The sequence below is a fragment of the Laspinema olomoucense D3b genome, from assembly GCF_025370785.1.
Classification (GTDB): Bacteria; Cyanobacteriota; Cyanobacteriia; order Cyanobacteriales; family Laspinemataceae; genus Laspinema; species Laspinema olomoucense.
Map to the genome: position 1 here is coordinate 169001 of NZ_JAMXFA010000002.1, position 17206 is coordinate 186206.

Annotated in this window: 18 protein-coding genes; all 18 read right to left on the reverse strand. The window is 40.6% G+C overall.

Annotation, left to right across the window (positions count from 1 at the left end):
* Positions 1-5: 5 nt before the first annotated feature.
* Positions 6-1094: a glycosyltransferase family 4 protein gene (locus NG792_RS01970; RefSeq protein WP_261234310.1), complete on the reverse strand. Its 1089-nt coding sequence runs from the start codon at positions 1092-1094 to the stop codon at positions 6-8.
* On the reverse strand, positions 1091-2242 hold the full coding sequence (locus NG792_RS01975; protein ID WP_261234311.1) for a hypothetical protein: 1152 nt from the start codon (positions 2240-2242) through the stop codon (positions 1091-1093). The genes NG792_RS01970 and NG792_RS01975 overlap by 4 nt, the downstream gene beginning before the upstream one ends.
* A gap of 77 nt (positions 2243-2319) precedes the next feature.
* The gene (locus tag NG792_RS29065) at positions 2320-2784 is read right to left on the reverse strand and encodes a class I SAM-dependent methyltransferase (protein ID WP_353961700.1); all 465 of its coding nucleotides are present in this window, start codon (positions 2782-2784) and stop codon (positions 2320-2322) included.
* Positions 2754-3224 (reverse strand): class I SAM-dependent methyltransferase, encoded by a 471-nt coding sequence (locus tag NG792_RS01980; RefSeq protein WP_261234312.1) that lies wholly within the window; start codon positions 3222-3224, stop codon positions 2754-2756. The genes NG792_RS29065 and NG792_RS01980 overlap by 31 nt, the downstream gene beginning before the upstream one ends.
* Positions 3211-4452, reverse strand: coding sequence for a glycosyltransferase (locus NG792_RS01985; RefSeq protein ID WP_261234313.1), 1242 nt, complete (start codon positions 4450-4452; stop codon positions 3211-3213). Before NG792_RS01985 ends, NG792_RS01980 begins: the two co-directional genes overlap by 14 nt.
* Before the next feature lies 1 nt (position 4453).
* Positions 4454-5269 (reverse strand): class I SAM-dependent methyltransferase, encoded by an 816-nt coding sequence (locus tag NG792_RS01990; RefSeq protein WP_261234314.1) that lies wholly within the window; start codon positions 5267-5269, stop codon positions 4454-4456.
* A 4-nt stretch (positions 5270-5273) separates the two neighbouring features.
* Entirely contained in the window at positions 5274-6173 is a 900-nt protein-coding gene (locus tag NG792_RS01995; protein ID WP_261234315.1) for a glycosyltransferase family 2 protein, read from the reverse strand.
* Positions 6167-6964, reverse strand: coding sequence for a class I SAM-dependent methyltransferase (locus NG792_RS02000; RefSeq protein ID WP_261234316.1), 798 nt, complete (start codon positions 6962-6964; stop codon positions 6167-6169). The genes NG792_RS01995 and NG792_RS02000 overlap by 7 nt, the downstream gene beginning before the upstream one ends.
* Before the next feature lie 32 nt (positions 6965-6996).
* On the reverse strand, positions 6997-8136 hold the full coding sequence (locus tag NG792_RS02005) for a glycosyltransferase family 4 protein (RefSeq protein WP_261234317.1): 1140 nt from the start codon (positions 8134-8136) through the stop codon (positions 6997-6999).
* Between the two features lie 61 nt (positions 8137-8197).
* Positions 8198-9538 carry a glycosyltransferase gene (locus NG792_RS02010; RefSeq protein ID WP_261234318.1) on the reverse strand — a complete coding sequence of 447 codons (1341 nt, stop codon included), beginning with the start codon at positions 9536-9538 and terminating at the stop codon, positions 8198-8200.
* A gap of 35 nt (positions 9539-9573) precedes the next feature.
* Positions 9574-10662, reverse strand: a complete 1089-nt coding sequence (wecB, locus tag NG792_RS02015; protein WP_261234319.1) for a non-hydrolyzing UDP-N-acetylglucosamine 2-epimerase — start codon at positions 10660-10662, stop codon at positions 9574-9576.
* Positions 10663-10691: 29 nt separating this feature from the next.
* A complete protein-coding gene (locus tag NG792_RS02020) occupies positions 10692-11504 on the reverse strand; it encodes a class I SAM-dependent methyltransferase (RefSeq protein ID WP_261234320.1) in 813 nt (270 codons plus the stop codon).
* Between the two features lie 53 nt (positions 11505-11557).
* Positions 11558-13006 carry a lipopolysaccharide biosynthesis protein gene (locus tag NG792_RS02025; RefSeq protein ID WP_261234321.1) on the reverse strand — a complete coding sequence of 483 codons (1449 nt, stop codon included), beginning with the start codon at positions 13004-13006 and terminating at the stop codon, positions 11558-11560.
* Positions 13003-14178, reverse strand: coding sequence for a DegT/DnrJ/EryC1/StrS family aminotransferase (locus NG792_RS02030; protein WP_261234322.1), 1176 nt, complete (start codon positions 14176-14178; stop codon positions 13003-13005). Before NG792_RS02030 ends, NG792_RS02025 begins: the two co-directional genes overlap by 4 nt.
* Complete coding sequence (locus tag NG792_RS02035; protein WP_261234323.1) at positions 14175-14756, reverse strand: acyltransferase; 582 nt, start codon at positions 14754-14756, stop codon at positions 14175-14177. The genes NG792_RS02030 and NG792_RS02035 overlap by 4 nt, the downstream gene beginning before the upstream one ends.
* Positions 14753-15805 (reverse strand): Gfo/Idh/MocA family protein, encoded by a 1053-nt coding sequence (locus NG792_RS02040; protein ID WP_261234324.1) that lies wholly within the window; start codon positions 15803-15805, stop codon positions 14753-14755. The genes NG792_RS02035 and NG792_RS02040 overlap by 4 nt, the downstream gene beginning before the upstream one ends.
* 1 nt (position 15806) lies before the next feature.
* Complete coding sequence (locus NG792_RS02045) at positions 15807-16028, reverse strand: hypothetical protein (protein ID WP_261234325.1); 222 nt, start codon at positions 16026-16028, stop codon at positions 15807-15809.
* 80 nt (positions 16029-16108) lie between these two features.
* Positions 16109-17137 (reverse strand): GDP-mannose 4,6-dehydratase, encoded by a 1029-nt coding sequence (locus tag NG792_RS02050; protein ID WP_261234326.1) that lies wholly within the window; start codon positions 17135-17137, stop codon positions 16109-16111.
* Between the last annotated feature and the right edge of the window lie 69 nt (positions 17138-17206).

A 17206-nucleotide genomic window follows, 5' to 3' on the forward strand; every position in this document is an offset into this window, starting at 1 on the left:
GTTGATTAAAGCTGAGTTGTAGATGCTGCCGAGCGCAGAATTTCTTTAAGTTTGGGAACCCAAACCGCAGCCGAATACCGGTTTTCAACAGTTTTCCGTCCGGCTAGACCCATTTCCCGACGCAAGTTGGGGTTTTCAATTAACCGGGATAACTTTTCAACCCACTCCTGATCTGTTGAAGCTAAAAATCCATTTACACCATCTTGGATGTAATCAGGAATAATGCCAATTGGCGAGGCGATCGTGGGAATACCAATCGCCATGTATTGCAAAATTTTTCCATGACAGCGCCAAGGTGTCCAACCTGTATTCGGAAACGGTGCTAACCCAATGTCGGCATCGTGTAAATCCAGCGCTTCAGTATCGGCCTTCCAGAGTTTGGAGAAAGTCGGTACTCCCTCCATTTGATAGGTATCGGTATGAGAAATAACTGATAATCGGAAGGAATATATACTGGTCACTTGTTGCAACGGTGTTTTAATGTCTTCCAAAAAGGGTAAAGTGCTATGACTCCCTGTCCATCCCAGCGTCACAGTTGCCTGCTCTTGGTGATCGCCTTTCGGTGGATAATCTTTCATGTCGATGGTACTCGGTACGACAGAAACGCGATCGGTGTATTGTTTAGCATACTGAGCTAATAAAGAATTCCCGACCATAACGGTCTTTGCTAATCGACAAATTGTTGCCGTTTTGCTCGGCCATTTCAGTCTGCTCAAGAAACCATTTGTGGGACTACGATAAGACATCCAAATCGGGTCATCAAAATCATAAATAATTGGCAACCCCTGTTGGGCAACCAAGCGTTCGATGACTGCCGGACCGATGGCAGCAGCTTCTCTGTAAATAAAAACTAGGTCAAACTTTTGGGTTGTCGTTAAAAATTCCAGGCGACGGATAAATGCCTGCATCATTAACTGCGCTTTTTTAATATATTGTCCCGGTTGATAAATGACTTGGTGCAGCGTCTCGTCTTCAAAAGGCAGAAAAGTAAAATGAAATCCGTCTTTTTCTAAATATGTTGCCCACTGTTCGAGCCGAAACCGCTGGCCCGGAGAGGTATCGTATAAAGCTGGCATTAAAGCTAAAACTTTCATCGGATTTGTCCTCTGAGCTGCTTGGATTCCAACTGGGCTAATCTGCGCTCGTACTTTTGTTCCCAACCCAGTCCCGCAAATACTGCCCACAGTAGCCATACCTGCGCCCGCATTCGGTAAGCAGTACCAATATTGCCCATAAATAAAGCATACAAAATACAGATAGATGCAGTCATGGCAATAATTAGCACACTTCCCTGGTAGTTGCGGATCAACCCGCGTTTCATTCCACTCAGTATCTGAGGAAAGAGTAACACCCAAAAGGCGGTCTCTGGAATCGTAATATTCTGTCGCATACTTCCCAACTGCCAGGGAAAGGGAACAGTAAGAAAATAAAGTAGCCCCAAGGGTAAAAACGCTAATGCTCCTTCGGGTGTGGATACATCAGCATCAGGTAAATAACCGGAAGTAGCGCTTGTTGCCAAATCGAAACGGGAGATTTGGATAGTTGCCAATGCCTCTTCCAAGTTCGCAGGTAGATCCGCTTGCACGCGATCAAAAAATCCGACCTGTCCTAAGAGAAATATCAAACCCGCCACTAAGACTATTTGCCTGAGTAGCACCCACAGCAGATTTACAAGGTCAGCGTGTGTTTTGACACGCCCGAACAGCAGCCCCAATGCCACAATTGGTGCAAGTCCTGCAGCTAAGTAAAAGCGCAGAGCAAACAAAGCAGGCATACAACCCACAACAATTAACAGCGATCGCGGCTGCCATTTTTCTTGCAAGAGCAAAATATGATAAACCATCAGATTAAGCACCACATAAATTGCCCCTTCTTTATAAAGAGCTGACCAAATCAAGAACGCTGGCGACCACATAATCAAGCGTGCGCTGTAATACGCCCCGGACGGTGAAGTACCTAACTGTCGCGCAATCTTATAAGTTAGCACTGGTCCCCAAGCGGTAATAGAAGAGTAAAAGGCTAGAACCAGGGGTAAAACTCGCAAGCCGCCGGTTAGGAAATAGAAAAAAGCAATTAGGAGAATTGGCCCTGGCGCTCGCGCTCCAATACCTACTTCCAAAACCGACGAGGGTCTTCCTACGAGCCAGTCCGATGCCAGTTGAGCCGCATATTTTTCGTAGCTAAGGCCATCCTGTATCAATGGCATATCCGGATAAAAAATAGTCACTAGCCAGGCAGCCATAGCAAGCCCAAAGCGCAGGAGAAAGCTTCTAAGATAAATATGTTTGAGCAGAGGTGCTTCAGCAGGTGTTATACTCATCACTCACGGATGGCCCAGCACGTTATTCCATCACCCATACCGATCGACCCCCCAATAAATTGGACTATATCGAGACCCCTGTGTTCTAATCTGGCTCGTATGTTTTTTCCAGTCGGCAATTCATTGCTCCAACGATGAAGCTGTAGTGAAATTGGCCGAAATCCAGTGGAATTCAGAAGATATCGCAGGCTTGCTGGAGAAAAGCCAACCACATGAAAAGGAGAAAAAGTTAGACTTAAGTTGATCGCCCAATCCGTTCCCCGAAGACGCATATAGGCATTTCCAACTCTGGTTACCAAAGACCCTTTATTGGGAATATCGATAAATACCAGACCTCCGGGACGAAGTGCATTGTAAACTTTTGTGAGAGTCTCAAATGGATCATAAAGGTGTTCGAGAACCGCAGCTAAAAGTATAGTGTCATAAACTTTTTCTAAATATTTACAGTTTTGAATGAATTGCATTCAATCTTGATATTATATGACTTTGATACCGTGGCAAAATTTTCTGTCATTTCTACACCATAAACTTCCCATCCGCGATTTGCAGCTCCTTTTAGGAGTTCCCCACGTCCACATCCTAATTCCAACATCTTGCCCGGTTTTTCAAGAATATTTTCTGCAAAAGCAGCGAGTGCTTCACCATTTAAAATTTTTCTATTTGCATAATGTGCTTGGAAATATTCTTGCTCTGAGTATTCTGCATAAGGATTGGATTGAGGCAGTAGAGTTGGTGACTGGTAAACAGTATCACAGTCACAGCAGCGAACTATATTAGTTGCTACACCTAGACTTCTGTGATGAGATTGTCCACCCCTAGAACCGAGAATCCTTGCTTTCTTCGAGTGACAAACGGGACAAGGACGATCCTCTGCATACCATAAGACTTCTTTAATTCTTTCCATGATTTAATTGTTTTCCTATCGCAACAGCACGAGTGCCAAGTGATTGATAAATTTGTTTATAAGACTTGACACCTTGTTCTAAAGAAAAATAGTGATGGGCAGTGGCGACACAGCGATCGCGCACATTGGGATCTTCGACTAATTGCAAAAGTTGCTGAATCGCGAGCACTTGTGCTTCTGGGTTAAATTCTCTAAGTACCACACCCACTCGATGATTTTCTAAAATTGCTGTCATATCTCCCACGCCATCATTGCTTAAACAAGGAATGCTACAGCCCAAAAATTCGCCTAGTTTAGTTGCCGCAGATGCCCGTTTAGAGAAAACAGGTTTAATAAAAAAAATTCCGGCATTCATTTGATGCATTTCTTCGGCAACCTGGCTATGAAAAACGGTTTTAAGTTCCACTAAATGCTCATCTATTCCATAAAAATGAAGGCGATTCCGGATATAATCGCCTTCATTTCGATTCAGAATTAATAATCGAGCATTCGGTCTAATTTCTAATAATTCTTTGAAACACTCCAAAACTGGATCAAAAAGATACCAGCCTCCCACAGAACCAACATATCCTAGAGTGAAAGATTTGTCTTGTCTATCTTGGGTATTAAACCTAGGATGAAATATTTCTAAATTGGTACAAGTGGGAATCACTTCAAATCGGGGTGGATTTTCTTTTAAATAAGGAAATTCTCGCATCGCCGCTACTCCCGCATGAGTCAAGGAAACCACCACATCTGCATTAGTTAAAAATTGCTGTTCAGCCCATTTGGCAATTGTATAAAGTCGAGAGTCTTTCGGCCATATTTCCGCATCAATTCGCTCATCTGCCCAAAACCCGCGCATATCAAAAATAAACCCAACCTTAAAAATTCGCTTTAATAGTAAACCGAGTAGAGCAGGAACGTAACTGCGAACTTGGACAATCTCAATCCGGTAACGGATGACTAAATAACTACACAGGAGAAAACCGACTAATAAATCGTAAGCCGTTGCGGGTGCCGTGGGATGTTTGTGATACCGGAGAGGAATCCAGCGGATTCCAGAGGCGCGAACTTTTTCAATTAAAGCATTCCGCTCTTTTGTCTCCGCCCAATCTTCCGGTTTTTCATAAGTCACTAAAGTGATTTGATACTCTTTCGTCAGGTGATACAGATATTGCAAAACTTGAGATTGACCCAGAGGTTCTAGTAACCCGTCATAGGAAATATAGAGAACTTCTGAACTCATATTATTTCTGAGAAATTTTTGAGATATCATTTTGCTCAGTATGAATAGGAGTGGGACAAAGGCTACTGGCGGGATTATAACTGGCAATCGCTAAAACAGAACCTCCATACCGTTTAATATCATTAACTTTCCATTCATTTCGTTCTAATTGGTTGTTTAAAATATCAAGGGTGTACTCTCTAATATGATCGGCATCGGAGTAGTAAGGAGAGTCCAGAGTTCGTCTGACTAAATTGAGTGAATCAGCTTCAAAATCTGGGACTTCAATAATTAATGTAGCCGCTATAGTGTGAATTTTTTGCAAAAGAGCGTCGGCGTTGTCCATATGTTCTAAAACGTGGATTAACAATGCAACATCAAATTGATCTGAAATCACATTTTGAGTTATATCGGCAATAATATATTCAATTTTTTTATCACCTGAAAGCTGTTTGGCAATTTCAATATTTGCCGAATTACTATCAACTCCTACAACTCGATTTGCATACTCAGCCGCAACGCGACACCAGCGTCCCGTCCCACAACCAATATCAATCATCGAACCATTAACTGGGAGCCAATTTTGTAGTATTTCTTCTGATAATGCCATCGTGGCTTTGTGAAAGGATGAACCAAATATTTCACTGCTAAGTTCCCATGCAAACCTCTTTAGTAACCAAGATAAAAATAGACAACAACGGAGTAAGCGAGTCGAACCTAAAAAGATTTTGCTGATGTATTTAACACGATAAGCGATCGCAATCGGTAATGAACGAGGCTTATTTCTGGCCATTGTCAGATTGGCTTCTGTCAGACAAATCATCCTAGCTGTAAACATTTTTTTATCTTATTCCTGTAATAAGTTTTTGTCGTTGCCACCACCGTCGAGGAAAATCCAGAAAATATAAAAAGCTATTCGGGGTAAACCAGAGGCTTTTAAGGAAGTGATACATGAAGGATAAAGGCTGTTTAGCCTGAAAAAAAGATCCGGCAAGCATCCGGTGCAAATTTCCATAAGCTTGACGGCGTAAATTACTTATTTCTGATAAATTTTCCTTCCCAAAAGCCTTAGAAAAACAAAGCAGCATATCCCGTTCCATTTTTTGAACATTGCTGTGCATATTCTGCCCATGCACGCGATATTGAAGCAAAACTTCGGGGACAAAACCCACTTCTTGAGATCGTGCAATTCGGTAATACATATCCCAATCATGGGAAACAGAAACTCCTGGATCGAAATCGCCGACAGATAAAAAAGTATTTCGCGGGATTACTGCGCCGCTACCACCTCCTAAAATAACGGGACGAGAAAGTTTTAGCATTTCCTGAGCAACCCAACCTTCAAGACCATTCATTTGCCGATCGGTGACGCAACCTGTCGCATCGATAATTTCTAAACCACAATGCACTAAGCCTAAATTTGGTTCTACAATAAAGCGATCTACTTGTCGTTCTAACTTGTGAGGTAGCCAGATATCATCAGCATCCAAAAACGCTAATAAATCCCCCGTTGCATGGTTTGCTCCAACATTTTTAGCTGCTGATAAACCTTGATTTTTTTGGTAAATTACTTGAATGCGATCGCAATAACTCGCTAAGACTTCAGCAGTATTATCTGTAGAACCATCATTAACCACAATAATTTCTTTAATTGGATACGTTTGGCTCAGTACGCTATTAATTGTATGTCCAATATAGTCAGCGTAGTTATAAGCGGGGATTATGACGGAGATAGTTAGCATAATTTAATTTTATTGGTTTTTGATAAAACCCTGCGATTGACTGCTCGATAAAATAAGCTTGGTAAAACTGACAGAATTTTCCAGCACTGAGTTAATGCGCTACTCAAGCACATATTTTCAGGCTGCATTCTTTTTACAGCTTCTAAATATTGTTTTGGATGAACAACACTCACAAAGTGACTCTTAAAATTGGGTTCTAAACATTGTTTTAAATTTAAATAATTGGCGGTTTGATTCGCTTTCACATATAGAATCATATTTTGAGCATAAAAGAAAGCTACATTTTCATTATTCCAAACTCTAGGTCTAATGCAATCGACAAAAACATATCCTCTCTTGTCAAAAGCTTCTTTCCAATAATCTGTCCACTGTTCGTTAACATGGTGGGTTCCTCCTTGATGGGGAATTGCTGCTGAAAAAAGCACAATATCGCCTAAATTGCAGAGAGAGCTAATAAAAGCTTCGGCATTCTCCGGAGGCAGATGTTCGGCCACTTCCAAGCAAACCACTAAATCAAATTTTCGGTCCATTGAAAAAGGCTGACTAATATCTTGTGATTTAAATTTACTTTTAGGTATGAGTAACATCTGTCTATCGACAAAGTCACTATCAATCCCCAAAATATCCTCAATCTCGTATTGTTGAAAAACTGATAGCCAGGTGGCTACTCCACATCCAACATCTACAATACTTTTCGGCTCAATAAATTCCAGCAGGATGGGAATAATTTCTTGGGCTGAATGTTTAGCCTCTGAGTCACAATATTTATAAAAATCTCCTGTATAAGTCATGGATACTCCTGGCTGTTGTTTTAGTTTTAGGATTAAAGTGTTTTTTCGATGAGACTGTTATAAAGATTTTCATAGCGACGAGCAGCTACATCAGCACCCATATTTTGTCGAACATACTGATTTCCTAGCTTTCCTAATTTTTCACCCAATTCTCTATCTGACATCAGTTCACAAATAAATTCCGTGATCGCTTCACTATTACTAATAGGAACCAGACGCCCGCGTTCATTTTTACCAATAACTTCGGGTGCTACTCCTACTGGAGTCATAATTACAGGTTTATAAAATGCCAAAGCTTCAATTAAAACCTGACAAAAAGATTCACTTAATGAGGGTTGCACCACCAGATCAGCAGCAGCGATCCAATCAAGTACATCAGTGCGCCAACCAACAAATGTAACAAAATTATTAATTCCCAAATTTTTACATTGTTGATGTAATTCTTCTTGGTGAGTGCCGCTTCCTACGATAACTAATTTAAAATTTCTGCTTTTTCTTTTGATTTGAGAAATTGCTTCAAACAAATATTCCAACCCTTTTTCTCGATTTAATCGACAACAAGCAAGGATCATATATTTGTCTTGTAGCTCATATTCTTGACGTAAGCGTTTAGGAGAATCAGGAGAACTTGGCACGTAAGATGAAAAATTAAACCCATAGGGAATTATTGTTATCTTTTCAGGGGGAACCCCTTGTCTTTCCGTCAAAAGTTGGGCAACCTGCTGAGTCGGTACGACAATTTGTGTTGCCGTATAATTGCAGAACCCTTCTGCTTTGATGAGTATGTTTTGTTTAACCCCGTGTGACAGATGATAAATTAGGTCAGCATAATGCCGTCCAATCACATAACAGGGGACAGGAGTAAGTCGGACTGCAACAGAAGCAATTAAATTTTCATGGTAATGATGAGCATGGAGAATATGGGGTTTAAATTGTCTAATTTTAGCAACTAATAACCTAAGTATTTGGGGGTAGTTTTCCCAAGCTAAAGGAATATTTAATGTATCTATAGGATAAGAAAAATCTGCTGTATATTGCGTTTTGATTGGGCTATTGGAAGGTGATACAATCAATGCAGAGAGTTTAAAGCGAGAAGGATCTAGGCGTTTTAAAGCAGCATCAATACCATCCTCACTTCTCATGCTATGAGAAAAATGTAAAATTTTTATCATGTTTTTTGTAACAAGTATTTAAAACTAATTTTTTGGTTATAACCCACTATATTCTATGTTTCTATTGCAGGATTTGGGTTTTTAGAAAAGTTTCAAGGTTTTTGGCTTGTTCTTCTCTAGACAGTCCAACTAAAACATCGGGAGTTAAACCTGGAATTTGACCTATTGTTTCTTTTTGATGAATCCATTTTAGTAGTTGCTCGGCGATCTCTTCAGGATCGTTAAGAGTCACGCCCGCTTTTCTATCTTGAATTAGTTTTTCTGCGGCACTTTCCGAAGACCCGATCGCTAAAATTGGTCTATGCGCTCCGATATATTCAAATAATTTTCCGGTAAAAACTCCTTTTTCTCGTGGATCGTTCCATAAAATTAACAGTAAGATATCGGCTTCTAATTGAACTTCAAGAGACATTTGATAAGGTATCGGTGGATAACTTTTTACAATGTGTTCAACTTTATATTGAATAGCAATCTTTTCGACAAATTCACTATCTGCTCCATAAAAAATTACTTCCACGTTATTTTGTGCAACCTCTCCCAATAACTTTAAGGCTTTAAAAAGCGGATCTGGTTTGCGGATGCTTTCAGTCTCGGATAAAGGAAAAAGCTTGCCAGTATAAACAATTCTTAGACAAGTATTTTTACTTGTGTTTTTAAAAACAAAATCGTTTGGAAAATCAAATCCATTCAAAATCACTCCAACAGATTTTTGATATTTTTCTTTAAGTATTTCTGCGAGGGGCTCTGAAACAGTTACAAAACCTTGTGCCGAAGAAAAAATTAATCGTTCTAGCGGAGCTTCTAATTTTTTTCTCCATTGAGAAAAAAGTAAATCATACGCTGGATTCTCCACCCAAAGATCTCGGAGTTCTGCTACCCAAGGAATTCCATACTTTCTTGATATAAGATGAGCCAATATCAACGAAGTAGGTGGTGGTGAACTTGCATAGATTAAATCAGGTTTCCACTCTTCTAGCAAATGTGACGCTGCTGCCATTCCGGGAAAAATCCAGCCAAGCATACTATCGGGAAAATATAAGATGTTTCCATAAATCAAGCGAATTTTTTCAATGATTTTATTAAGCCCAAATGCTTTAGTAGATTCTAGTGTATTTTCAGTATTAAGATCGACGTTTCTTTTAGAAAACTTACTTTTGATTACAAAAAATAGGTGGACTAATTTTCTGGGTCTGATCCAGTCTATATAATTAATGTAGTTAGTTTGTATTACGTTGGCTGATGAAATTTCTAAAGGAAGACTCTGTTCGACAGGATGGTCTTTGATTGTAAGAACTCTCACATCATTGCCGAATTGAGAAAGATATTTAGCCATCTTGCCAACGCGAACAGATCCAATAGTGTTAAAAGGAGGAAAATACGCTGATACAATTAAAATACGCATAATAAATCAAACCTAAAGAAGAACTATTGAAAAGATCATTTTAAAATTTTGACAATCTGTTTCGCTGCCTGACCTGTACCGTAAACTGTACGGGAATTCAGATCGCCATCTGGTAAAGTCAATGAATTGAAGACTTCACATCTAACTACGATATCACTTTTTGGTGGCACTAATCGATTCCACCTTGATTGCACCAGTTCAACCCACTCTGTTTCCTCCCGTAATATGACGCAAGGAACTCGGTAGAAAAAGGCTTCTTTCTGCACCCCACCAGAATCCGTGACAATTAAACGAGCATTTTTCTCCAGCATAACCATATCCAGATATCCAACAGGTTCAATTATTTGTAAACAATTAGAAACCGGAATCATTAGATTATTTTGCTCTAAAGCTTTGCGCGTTCGAGGATGTAGAGGGAGTAACACTGGAATCTCTGCTGCTACCTGCATTAGTCCCCTAAAAATTGCCTGAATATTTGCAGAGTAGTCTGTATTTTCTGCTCGATGAATGGTCGCAAGTATGTACCCTTTTGACCGAAGATTGAGATGCTTTAAAATAAAGCTATAAATTGCCGCTTTTGACCCATAATATAGGGCCGCATCATACATGACATCACCGACTAAATGAATGGTTCCCTGATGAATACCTTCGCGACGTAGATTCTCTACTGCTACTTCGGTGGGGGCAAACAACAAATTAGAAGCGCGATCGGTTAGCACTCGATTAATTTCTTCGGGCATTTGCCAATTAAAAGAACGTAATCCTGCCTCTATATGAGCCACGGGAATATGTAGCTTGACTGCTGCGAGTGCCCCTGCCAGAGTTGAGTTGGTATCACCGTACACTAAAACCCAGTCTGGTTTTTCTTCCAGTAAAACTCCTTCAATTGCTTCTAACATTCGCCCAGTCTGAGCGCCATGAGTCCCAGAGCCAATACCTAAGTGATAATCTGGTGGGGGAATTTCCAATTCTTGAAAAAATACCTCAGACATATTGGCATCATAATGTTGTCCTGTATGCACTAATATTTCTGTTATGTCTGGGGTTGAACGTAAAACCCGAGATACTGTTGCAGCTTTAATAAATTGCGGTCTTGCTCCCACAACTGTGGCAATTTTTAACATTACATATATCCTGACCTGTAATTAATTTTTTAGGTTTTAAACCTTTTATGCAAAGTTATAATCCAAACTTCTTGTTCTTTTTTAGGCCATATAGATTTTAGCAATTCTTTAAAATAAGAGGGTTTTGCTGGTAATGATGGGGGAGAAGATTGGAGGTTTATGTTTGATGAAATTAAAGATCCTGAAAAACCACATTGAGGGCATAAACTGTAATCGGGCATAACATTTTTTTTTATAAATATATTTGACAGATTGAATCCTATCAAAAAACTCCAGGCATAAACTTCTCGGGTCACTATTTTATAATTTATGACTTGAAAGTCCTTAAATAACTCCTCATTTTTTTCTAAGTCAAAACTCCTCATATGATATATTGGATTAAAATGACAACCGCAGTAAAAACATTTTACATTTTTTCGTTTCTCGCGATAAGGAACGGCTACTAATATATAATTTTTAGCAACTCTTTCAATTTCTGTCAAGCACTTATTATAATTGATATAAGGCAAATGCTCAATCACTTCCAAAGCAGATACTAAATCAAATGAGTGATCTTCAAACTGAAGATTGTCAATCGAACCTCGCAAAATATCAGACTTACATACTCTACATTCAATTGCTGCTTTAGATCGCTCTACTCCTAAATAATTAATCGGCTTATTTTGAGTTTCTAGATAGCTAATAAAAGCTCCATTTCCAGTGCCTACATCTAACAAAGAAGTCACACAGCCCGGAATCATATCAGCACATTGCATAAAGCGTTTTAGCTCTAAGTCATTTTTTAAATACCTTTCTTTTGGCCATAAATCTTTATTTTCATAGTAATTTAATTCATTGTTCATATTTTTTATCCTTTACTAATTGTTCATTAATATTAAAATCAATAAAAACTATTTTATTGATTTATTGAAATAAAATAGTTTTTATTTTCCCACAAGAGCCAACAATAATACATGAAAGTTAACCCAAAACTAAAACAAAGAAGTAACCAGTCATCAGCTTTCGCAATATACAAAATACTCATGATAATTCCAGATGGAACAAATAGGAATAAGTTTTTAAAAATTATCGTAAAAAATTTCTTATGGCTAATTCCTGACAACTCAAATACTAAAATGCCCAAATATCCATAAACCATAATTCCTGAAATACTAAACAAGCTCAGTGCAACTCTGGCATCACCCATATATCCTCCTAACGACAAGGATAGCAAGCGAGATGTAAAAATCAATAACTGTATCCAAAATAATTTTTTTTGTTTCTCCAATATAGTAAAAACCGTACTTAACGGAGATGAAATAAACCAAAAAAATGACCAAACTCCTAAAATTTGAACATAAACGCCTGCTTCATACCATTGATTTCCAAAAAAGACTAAAAAAAGATTTCCTCCGATTAAAGTTAACATTAATATAGGAAATAGTGAAAATTTAACTAAATAATTAAATGTATTTTCAACCGTTCTAGCGAGAGTACAATCATGTTGGGCAACAGAAGCTCTTTGGAAGAATACTTGACTGATAGATTGACCAATTAAATTCATAGGGAGACTAATTATGCGAAAGCCTAAAGCGTAATATCCTACAGTTGTCATTGAAAAAAAAGCCGACAATAAAAAAGCGGGTAATTGCCAAGAAATATTGTTAAACAACGAAGCGGATAAATCATACAAAGGAAATCTGTAGTGCCGTTTTAGCCCTGATATCATTCCCCCCATACTGATACTGTGCCGTAACTTAAAACCATCATCGCGCCAAATTTGTTGTCCCAATACTAAACTCGAAAGAGCGGAACCTACTACACCAGCACCAATTAAGACTCCTCCTGTTCGATAACCCATGTAACCTCCACTCAGTTGTGTCCCCACTGTAGTTACTGAAGTGACGATCCGAGCGATTGATAAACGACCAAAATGCTTGGTTCGAGAATTCCAATAATTTAGAGCCATAAACACTCCACTGAAAAAAACTGTCAGTGGGACTAACCCTAAGTACAAACCGAGTTCTTCGGAACTTAACCAGCCTACTATCAAGGGTTTTGTGAACCAAATCAGAGGAACTGATAAAGTGCTAGTTAAAATTACCAATCCCAAACTTAAGCCCAGAAGATTAGCAGCTTCCTCATCATTGTCTGGTAACATAATAGAAAGTTCGTAACGCAGACAAGAACCAACAGCCACAATAGTTGTAATAGAACTAAATAGCGCAGACAAACCAAAATTTTCAGGGCTATAAAAGCGAGTTAGTAAAGGCGAAACTATAATGCTTAGAGCTTGAGCAAATACTGTTCCAGAAACTAGCTTGAGTACATCTTTTGAAAAACTATTTTTTTTAGGAAGAATCATTGAGATATCAATTTGCCTAAAAATTCTTTTAATACTTTTACAACCTTCACCTGGTTTGCATAACTAATCTCAGCCCAAATTGGTAAACTCAACACTTCAGTTACCAACAAATCACTCACTGGGATCTTAGGATACTGTCCCTGATAAACAGGCAACTGGTCTTGCGCCACAGGATAATAAATCATCGACCCAATTCCCTGCTCACCCAAATATCCCTTCACCTTCTCCCGTTTTCCATCCACAACCCGAATCGTGTACTGGTGAAATACATGACCATCCGCGAACTCTGGAGTGATTATCCCCGCAACATCCGCCAATAACTCATTGTAAGTTTTAGCCACCTTACGTCTGCCCTCATTCCACTGTTCCAGATAAGGCAACTTCACCCGCAAAATCGCCGCTTGCAACGTATCTAGACGGGAATTATATCCCAAAACTTCATTATGATACTTCTTTTTGGCCCCATGCACCCGCAACATCCGCGCTACTTCTGCCACATGGTCATCATTAGTGACAATCATACCACCATCCCCATAAGCTCCCAAATTTTTGGAAGGGAAGAAGGAATAAGCGCCGAGCTCGCCGATCGCCCCCGTAAATTTCCCCCGCAGTGACTCCCGCGTGGATTGCTGGCAATGACCATCACAAGACGAACAAGTTCCCCAATATTTTGCCCCAAAAGATTGAGCGCAGTCTTCAATCACCTTTAAACCATGCTCTTGGGCAATCTCCATAATCTGACCCATCGCTGCGGGTTGCCCATAGAGGTGAACAGGCATGATCGCCTTAGTCCGAGGGGTAATTTTGGCTTTAATCTCTTTGGGGTCAATATTGAAACTTCTGGGGTTAATATCCGCAAAAACTGGCTTTGCTCTCACATTGCTAATCGATTCCGCTGTGGCAAAAAAGGAAAATGGAGTAGTAATCACCTCATCTCCTTTCCCAATTCCCAGCGCCCGCAAGCCAATCACCAGGGCATCTGTACCCGAGTTTACACCGATCGCGTGTTTAACTCCCACATACTGCGCGACTTCCTGCTCAAATAACTTGACATCCGGTCCCATAATAAACTGCCCGGATTCCAGCACGCGATTAATAGCCGCTTGAATCTCTGCCTTGATGCTCTGATATTGACGACTCAGGTCGAGAACGGGAATTTTTATCTCACTCATATAACTTTTACCACTTCCCTTTCAGAAACTTGCTGATATTTTGCCCCTGTTGAATCCACCGCATAGCCATTGCTGTCGAATGTGAGAACATCACCGTAGGCGCTCATCCAGCCGGTGATTTTCGCGGGAACACCCGCCACCATTGCATAAGCCGGTACATCTTTTGTGACCACTGCTCCCGCTGCGACAAATGCACTTTCATGGAGGGTGATACCACAAACAATCGTAGCATTTGCTCCAATACTCGCTCCCCGTTTTACTAAGGTTGTAACGTAGTCTTCACGGGTATTGCGCGGAAACTCGCAACGGGGCGTTTTCACGTTGGTAAACACCATACTTGGCCCACAAAAAACGTAATCTTCGAGAATTACTCCCTCGTAAAGCAAAACATTATTTTGAATTTTGCAACTGTTACCAATCTTGACCGAGTTAGCCACGAACACATTTTGTCCTAATGTGCAATTCTCCCCAATTTTAGCTTTTCCCATAATATGAGAAAAATGCCAAACTTTGGTTCCTCTGCCAATCTCTGCGCCCTCATCTACATAGGTGGATTCGTGGGCGAAATAGTCGCTCATACCAGCACCCCTTGCTCCATTTCAGTAAGATTAACAGGAATGCCACCTCTTTCGAGGGATATCTGGCTCGCCTCCAATACTTTCAGCACTTTTAAGGCACTGATGCCATCAGTTAGGGGTTGCTTGCGCTCTTGGATACAATCGAGAAAATGTTGGCATTCTAATCTCAGCGGTTCTGCTTCCGGTATAAATAAGGTTGTTTCTGAAGTTTGGCGGGCAACGGGCAAACCTCCTTGCCACTCAATTCCTTTGTCGTAAATTTTTAGCTTCCCTTCCCGAATGGTATCGTCAAAAACCGCCATTTTTTGATCGCCGACAACCACCAACTTTTGTTCTTTGAAAGGATGCAACCAACTGACAAAAATATGCGCTTTTGTTCCGTCATTATACTGCAAATTGGTTGTTGTGACATCGACGATACCAGACTGCAAATAAGTACCCCCTGATGCACTAACGACACTGGGTTCCTGACCAATCAAACTAGAAATAACAGCAATATCGTGAGGGGCAAAGCTCCACAAAATATTTTCTTCTGCCCGAACTTTTCCAAGGTTGAGGCGGTTGGAATACATATATAAAACTTTGCCCAGTTCGCCGCGCTGAATAATCTCCTTCAAAAGGGTAACGGCTGGGTGATATTCGAGAATATGTCCCACCATGAGAATGGCCTTTTTTTCTCGGGCCAGTCCGACCAGTTCTCGACCTTCTCGATAGTGAAGCGCTAAAGGTTTTTCTACAAAAACATCTTTACCCTGTAAAAGGGCTTGTTTGACTTGAGTGTAGTGCAAGGCTGCTGGGGTAGCGATCGCCACTGCCCGAGTCTGTTCGTCGGCCAACACCGCTTCAAAGTCTCCAGTTTTATGGACTTCTGGATAAAGTTGGGCTTGATTGTTTAACGCCGTTTCATTCTTATCGCAAATCCACCGGAGTTTACCGAGGTTTGCAAAATTTCGCACTAAGTTTTTGCCCCAATATCCGCATCCTATAGCAGCTACGTTGGCATAATTATCATTAACCACTCGTTCCTCACTCTTCTGTCTCAGGGTCATGTCAATAGCCCTTTGAGGCTTTTTCAAAACTAGGGCTGCACTGTTCTAATAACCGCCACGAAAGAGATAACTGTTTTTTTTGATGCTCTAGGAGTTTGGGAGATTCAAGTAAACAATTGACTTCCCTCAACATGGCCTCTTGTGCTTCGGGGAGAAGCTCTGCATAGTTTTGAACCTGCAAGTTTCGCAACACCAATTTATAAATTGCTTCGATGTCGGTCATCCAGATCATCTACTAAAAAGCATGAGAGGTTTAAACGGCTTGAATTAAGGATGGATGGTATGAATACACTCCCCTCAATGTTAAGCAACCACAACATTCTTGGATGTGGTAAAACTCTCGATCGCATCGTCCAAAATTTCATCGAGCGATCGCGTGGGTTGCCAGCCTATATACTCGGCAATCTTGGATAAGTCCGGAAAACGCCGCTGCATATCTTCAAATCCAGGTGCGTAGGCTTGCCCATAAGGAATCGTTTGAATTTCAGACAGCTTGTTATTTCCTGTAGTTCCCACTCGATCAATAATCCGCTGGGCTAAATCTAAAATCGTAATCTCCTGTTGTGAGCCTACATTAAAAACTTCCCCAATGGCTTCGGAAGACTCGGCGAGGCCAATCAGTGCTCTGACTGCATCTTGCACATGGAGGAAGCAGCGGGACTGCTGGCCATCTCCATATACAGTGAGAGGTTCTCCCTGGAGTGCCTGTTGGATCAAGCGGGGAATCACCATGCCATAGCGTCCGGTTTGTCGGGGTCCGACGGTATTGAACAGACGGGCGATCGCCACGGGCAATCCTTTCTCGTGATAATAAGCCAACGCTAAAAATTCATCCACCATCTTTGAGGCTGCATACCCCCATCGATTGCGACTGGTTGGTCCGAGTACCACATCATCATCTTCTCGGAATGGAATACTATGTCCTTTCCCATAGACTTCTGAGGTGGAGGCAATGACGACTTTTGCCCGATACCGATGTGCCGTTTCTAGGACTTTCTCGGTTCCCATGATATTCGTCTTAATGGTCTGTACGGGATTTTCCACCACCAGTTTGACGCCCACGGCTGCGGCTAAATGAATGATGATATCCGCTTCTGATGCCAGTCTATCCAACACCATATCATTGGTGATGTCAGCGTAGGCAAAGTGAAAGTCTGGGCGATCTAGTAAGTGGCGAATATTATCGATACTTCCAGTTGATAAATTATCGATGACTCGCACTAGAGAGCCTTTATCTAACAATGCTTCTGATAGATGAGAGCCTATAAAACCTGCACCCCCAGTAATCAAATAGGTGGGGTAATTTCTGGATTGGAAATTTTTATTGATCATATTTGTTTTGGGTGGTTTGGCAAGGTGGTGATGTAGTATTCTCAGGGGTTTTCAGAAACCCGGTTGAAT

Coding starts and splice junctions, on each gene's coding strand:
- NG792_RS01970 (WP_261234310.1), bottom strand. CDS start 1,094: ATGAAAGTTTTAGCTTTAATGCCAGCTTTATACGATACCTCTCCGGGC.
- NG792_RS02010 (WP_261234318.1), bottom strand. CDS start 9,538: ATGCGTATTTTAATTGTATCAGCGTATTTTCCTCCTTTTAACACTATT.
- NG792_RS02035 (WP_261234323.1), bottom strand. CDS start 14,756: ATGAGCGACTATTTCGCCCACGAATCCACCTATGTAGATGAGGGCGCA.
- NG792_RS01995 (WP_261234315.1), bottom strand. CDS start 6,173: ATGCTAACTATCTCCGTCATAATCCCCGCTTATAACTACGCTGACTAT.
- NG792_RS02005 (WP_261234317.1), bottom strand. CDS start 8,136: ATGATAAAAATTTTACATTTTTCTCATAGCATGAGAAGTGAGGATGGT.
- NG792_RS01985 (WP_261234313.1), bottom strand. CDS start 4,452: ATGAGTTCAGAAGTTCTCTATATTTCCTATGACGGGTTACTAGAACCT.
- NG792_RS01980 (WP_261234312.1), bottom strand. CDS start 3,224: ATGGAAAGAATTAAAGAAGTCTTATGGTATGCAGAGGATCGTCCTTGT.
- NG792_RS02040 (WP_261234324.1), bottom strand. CDS start 15,805: ATGACCCTGAGACAGAAGAGTGAGGAACGAGTGGTTAATGATAATTAT.
- NG792_RS02025 (WP_261234321.1), bottom strand. CDS start 13,006: ATGATTCTTCCTAAAAAAAATAGTTTTTCAAAAGATGTACTCAAGCTA.
- NG792_RS02045 (WP_261234325.1), bottom strand. CDS start 16,028: ATGACCGACATCGAAGCAATTTATAAATTGGTGTTGCGAAACTTGCAG.
- NG792_RS02030 (WP_261234322.1), bottom strand. CDS start 14,178: ATGAGTGAGATAAAAATTCCCGTTCTCGACCTGAGTCGTCAATATCAG.
- NG792_RS01975 (WP_261234311.1), bottom strand. CDS start 2,242: ATGGCTGCCTGGCTAGTGACTATTTTTTATCCGGATATGCCATTGATA.
- NG792_RS02050 (WP_261234326.1), bottom strand. CDS start 17,137: ATGATCAATAAAAATTTCCAATCCAGAAATTACCCCACCTATTTGATT.
- NG792_RS02020 (WP_261234320.1), bottom strand. CDS start 11,504: ATGAACAATGAATTAAATTACTATGAAAATAAAGATTTATGGCCAAAA.
- NG792_RS02000 (WP_261234316.1), bottom strand. CDS start 6,964: ATGACTTATACAGGAGATTTTTATAAATATTGTGACTCAGAGGCTAAA.
- wecB (WP_261234319.1), bottom strand. CDS start 10,662: ATGTTAAAAATTGCCACAGTTGTGGGAGCAAGACCGCAATTTATTAAA.
- NG792_RS01990 (WP_261234314.1), bottom strand. CDS start 5,269: ATGTTTACAGCTAGGATGATTTGTCTGACAGAAGCCAATCTGACAATG.
- NG792_RS29065 (WP_353961700.1), bottom strand. CDS start 2,784: ATGCAATTCATTCAAAACTGTAAATATTTAGAAAAAGTTTATGACACT.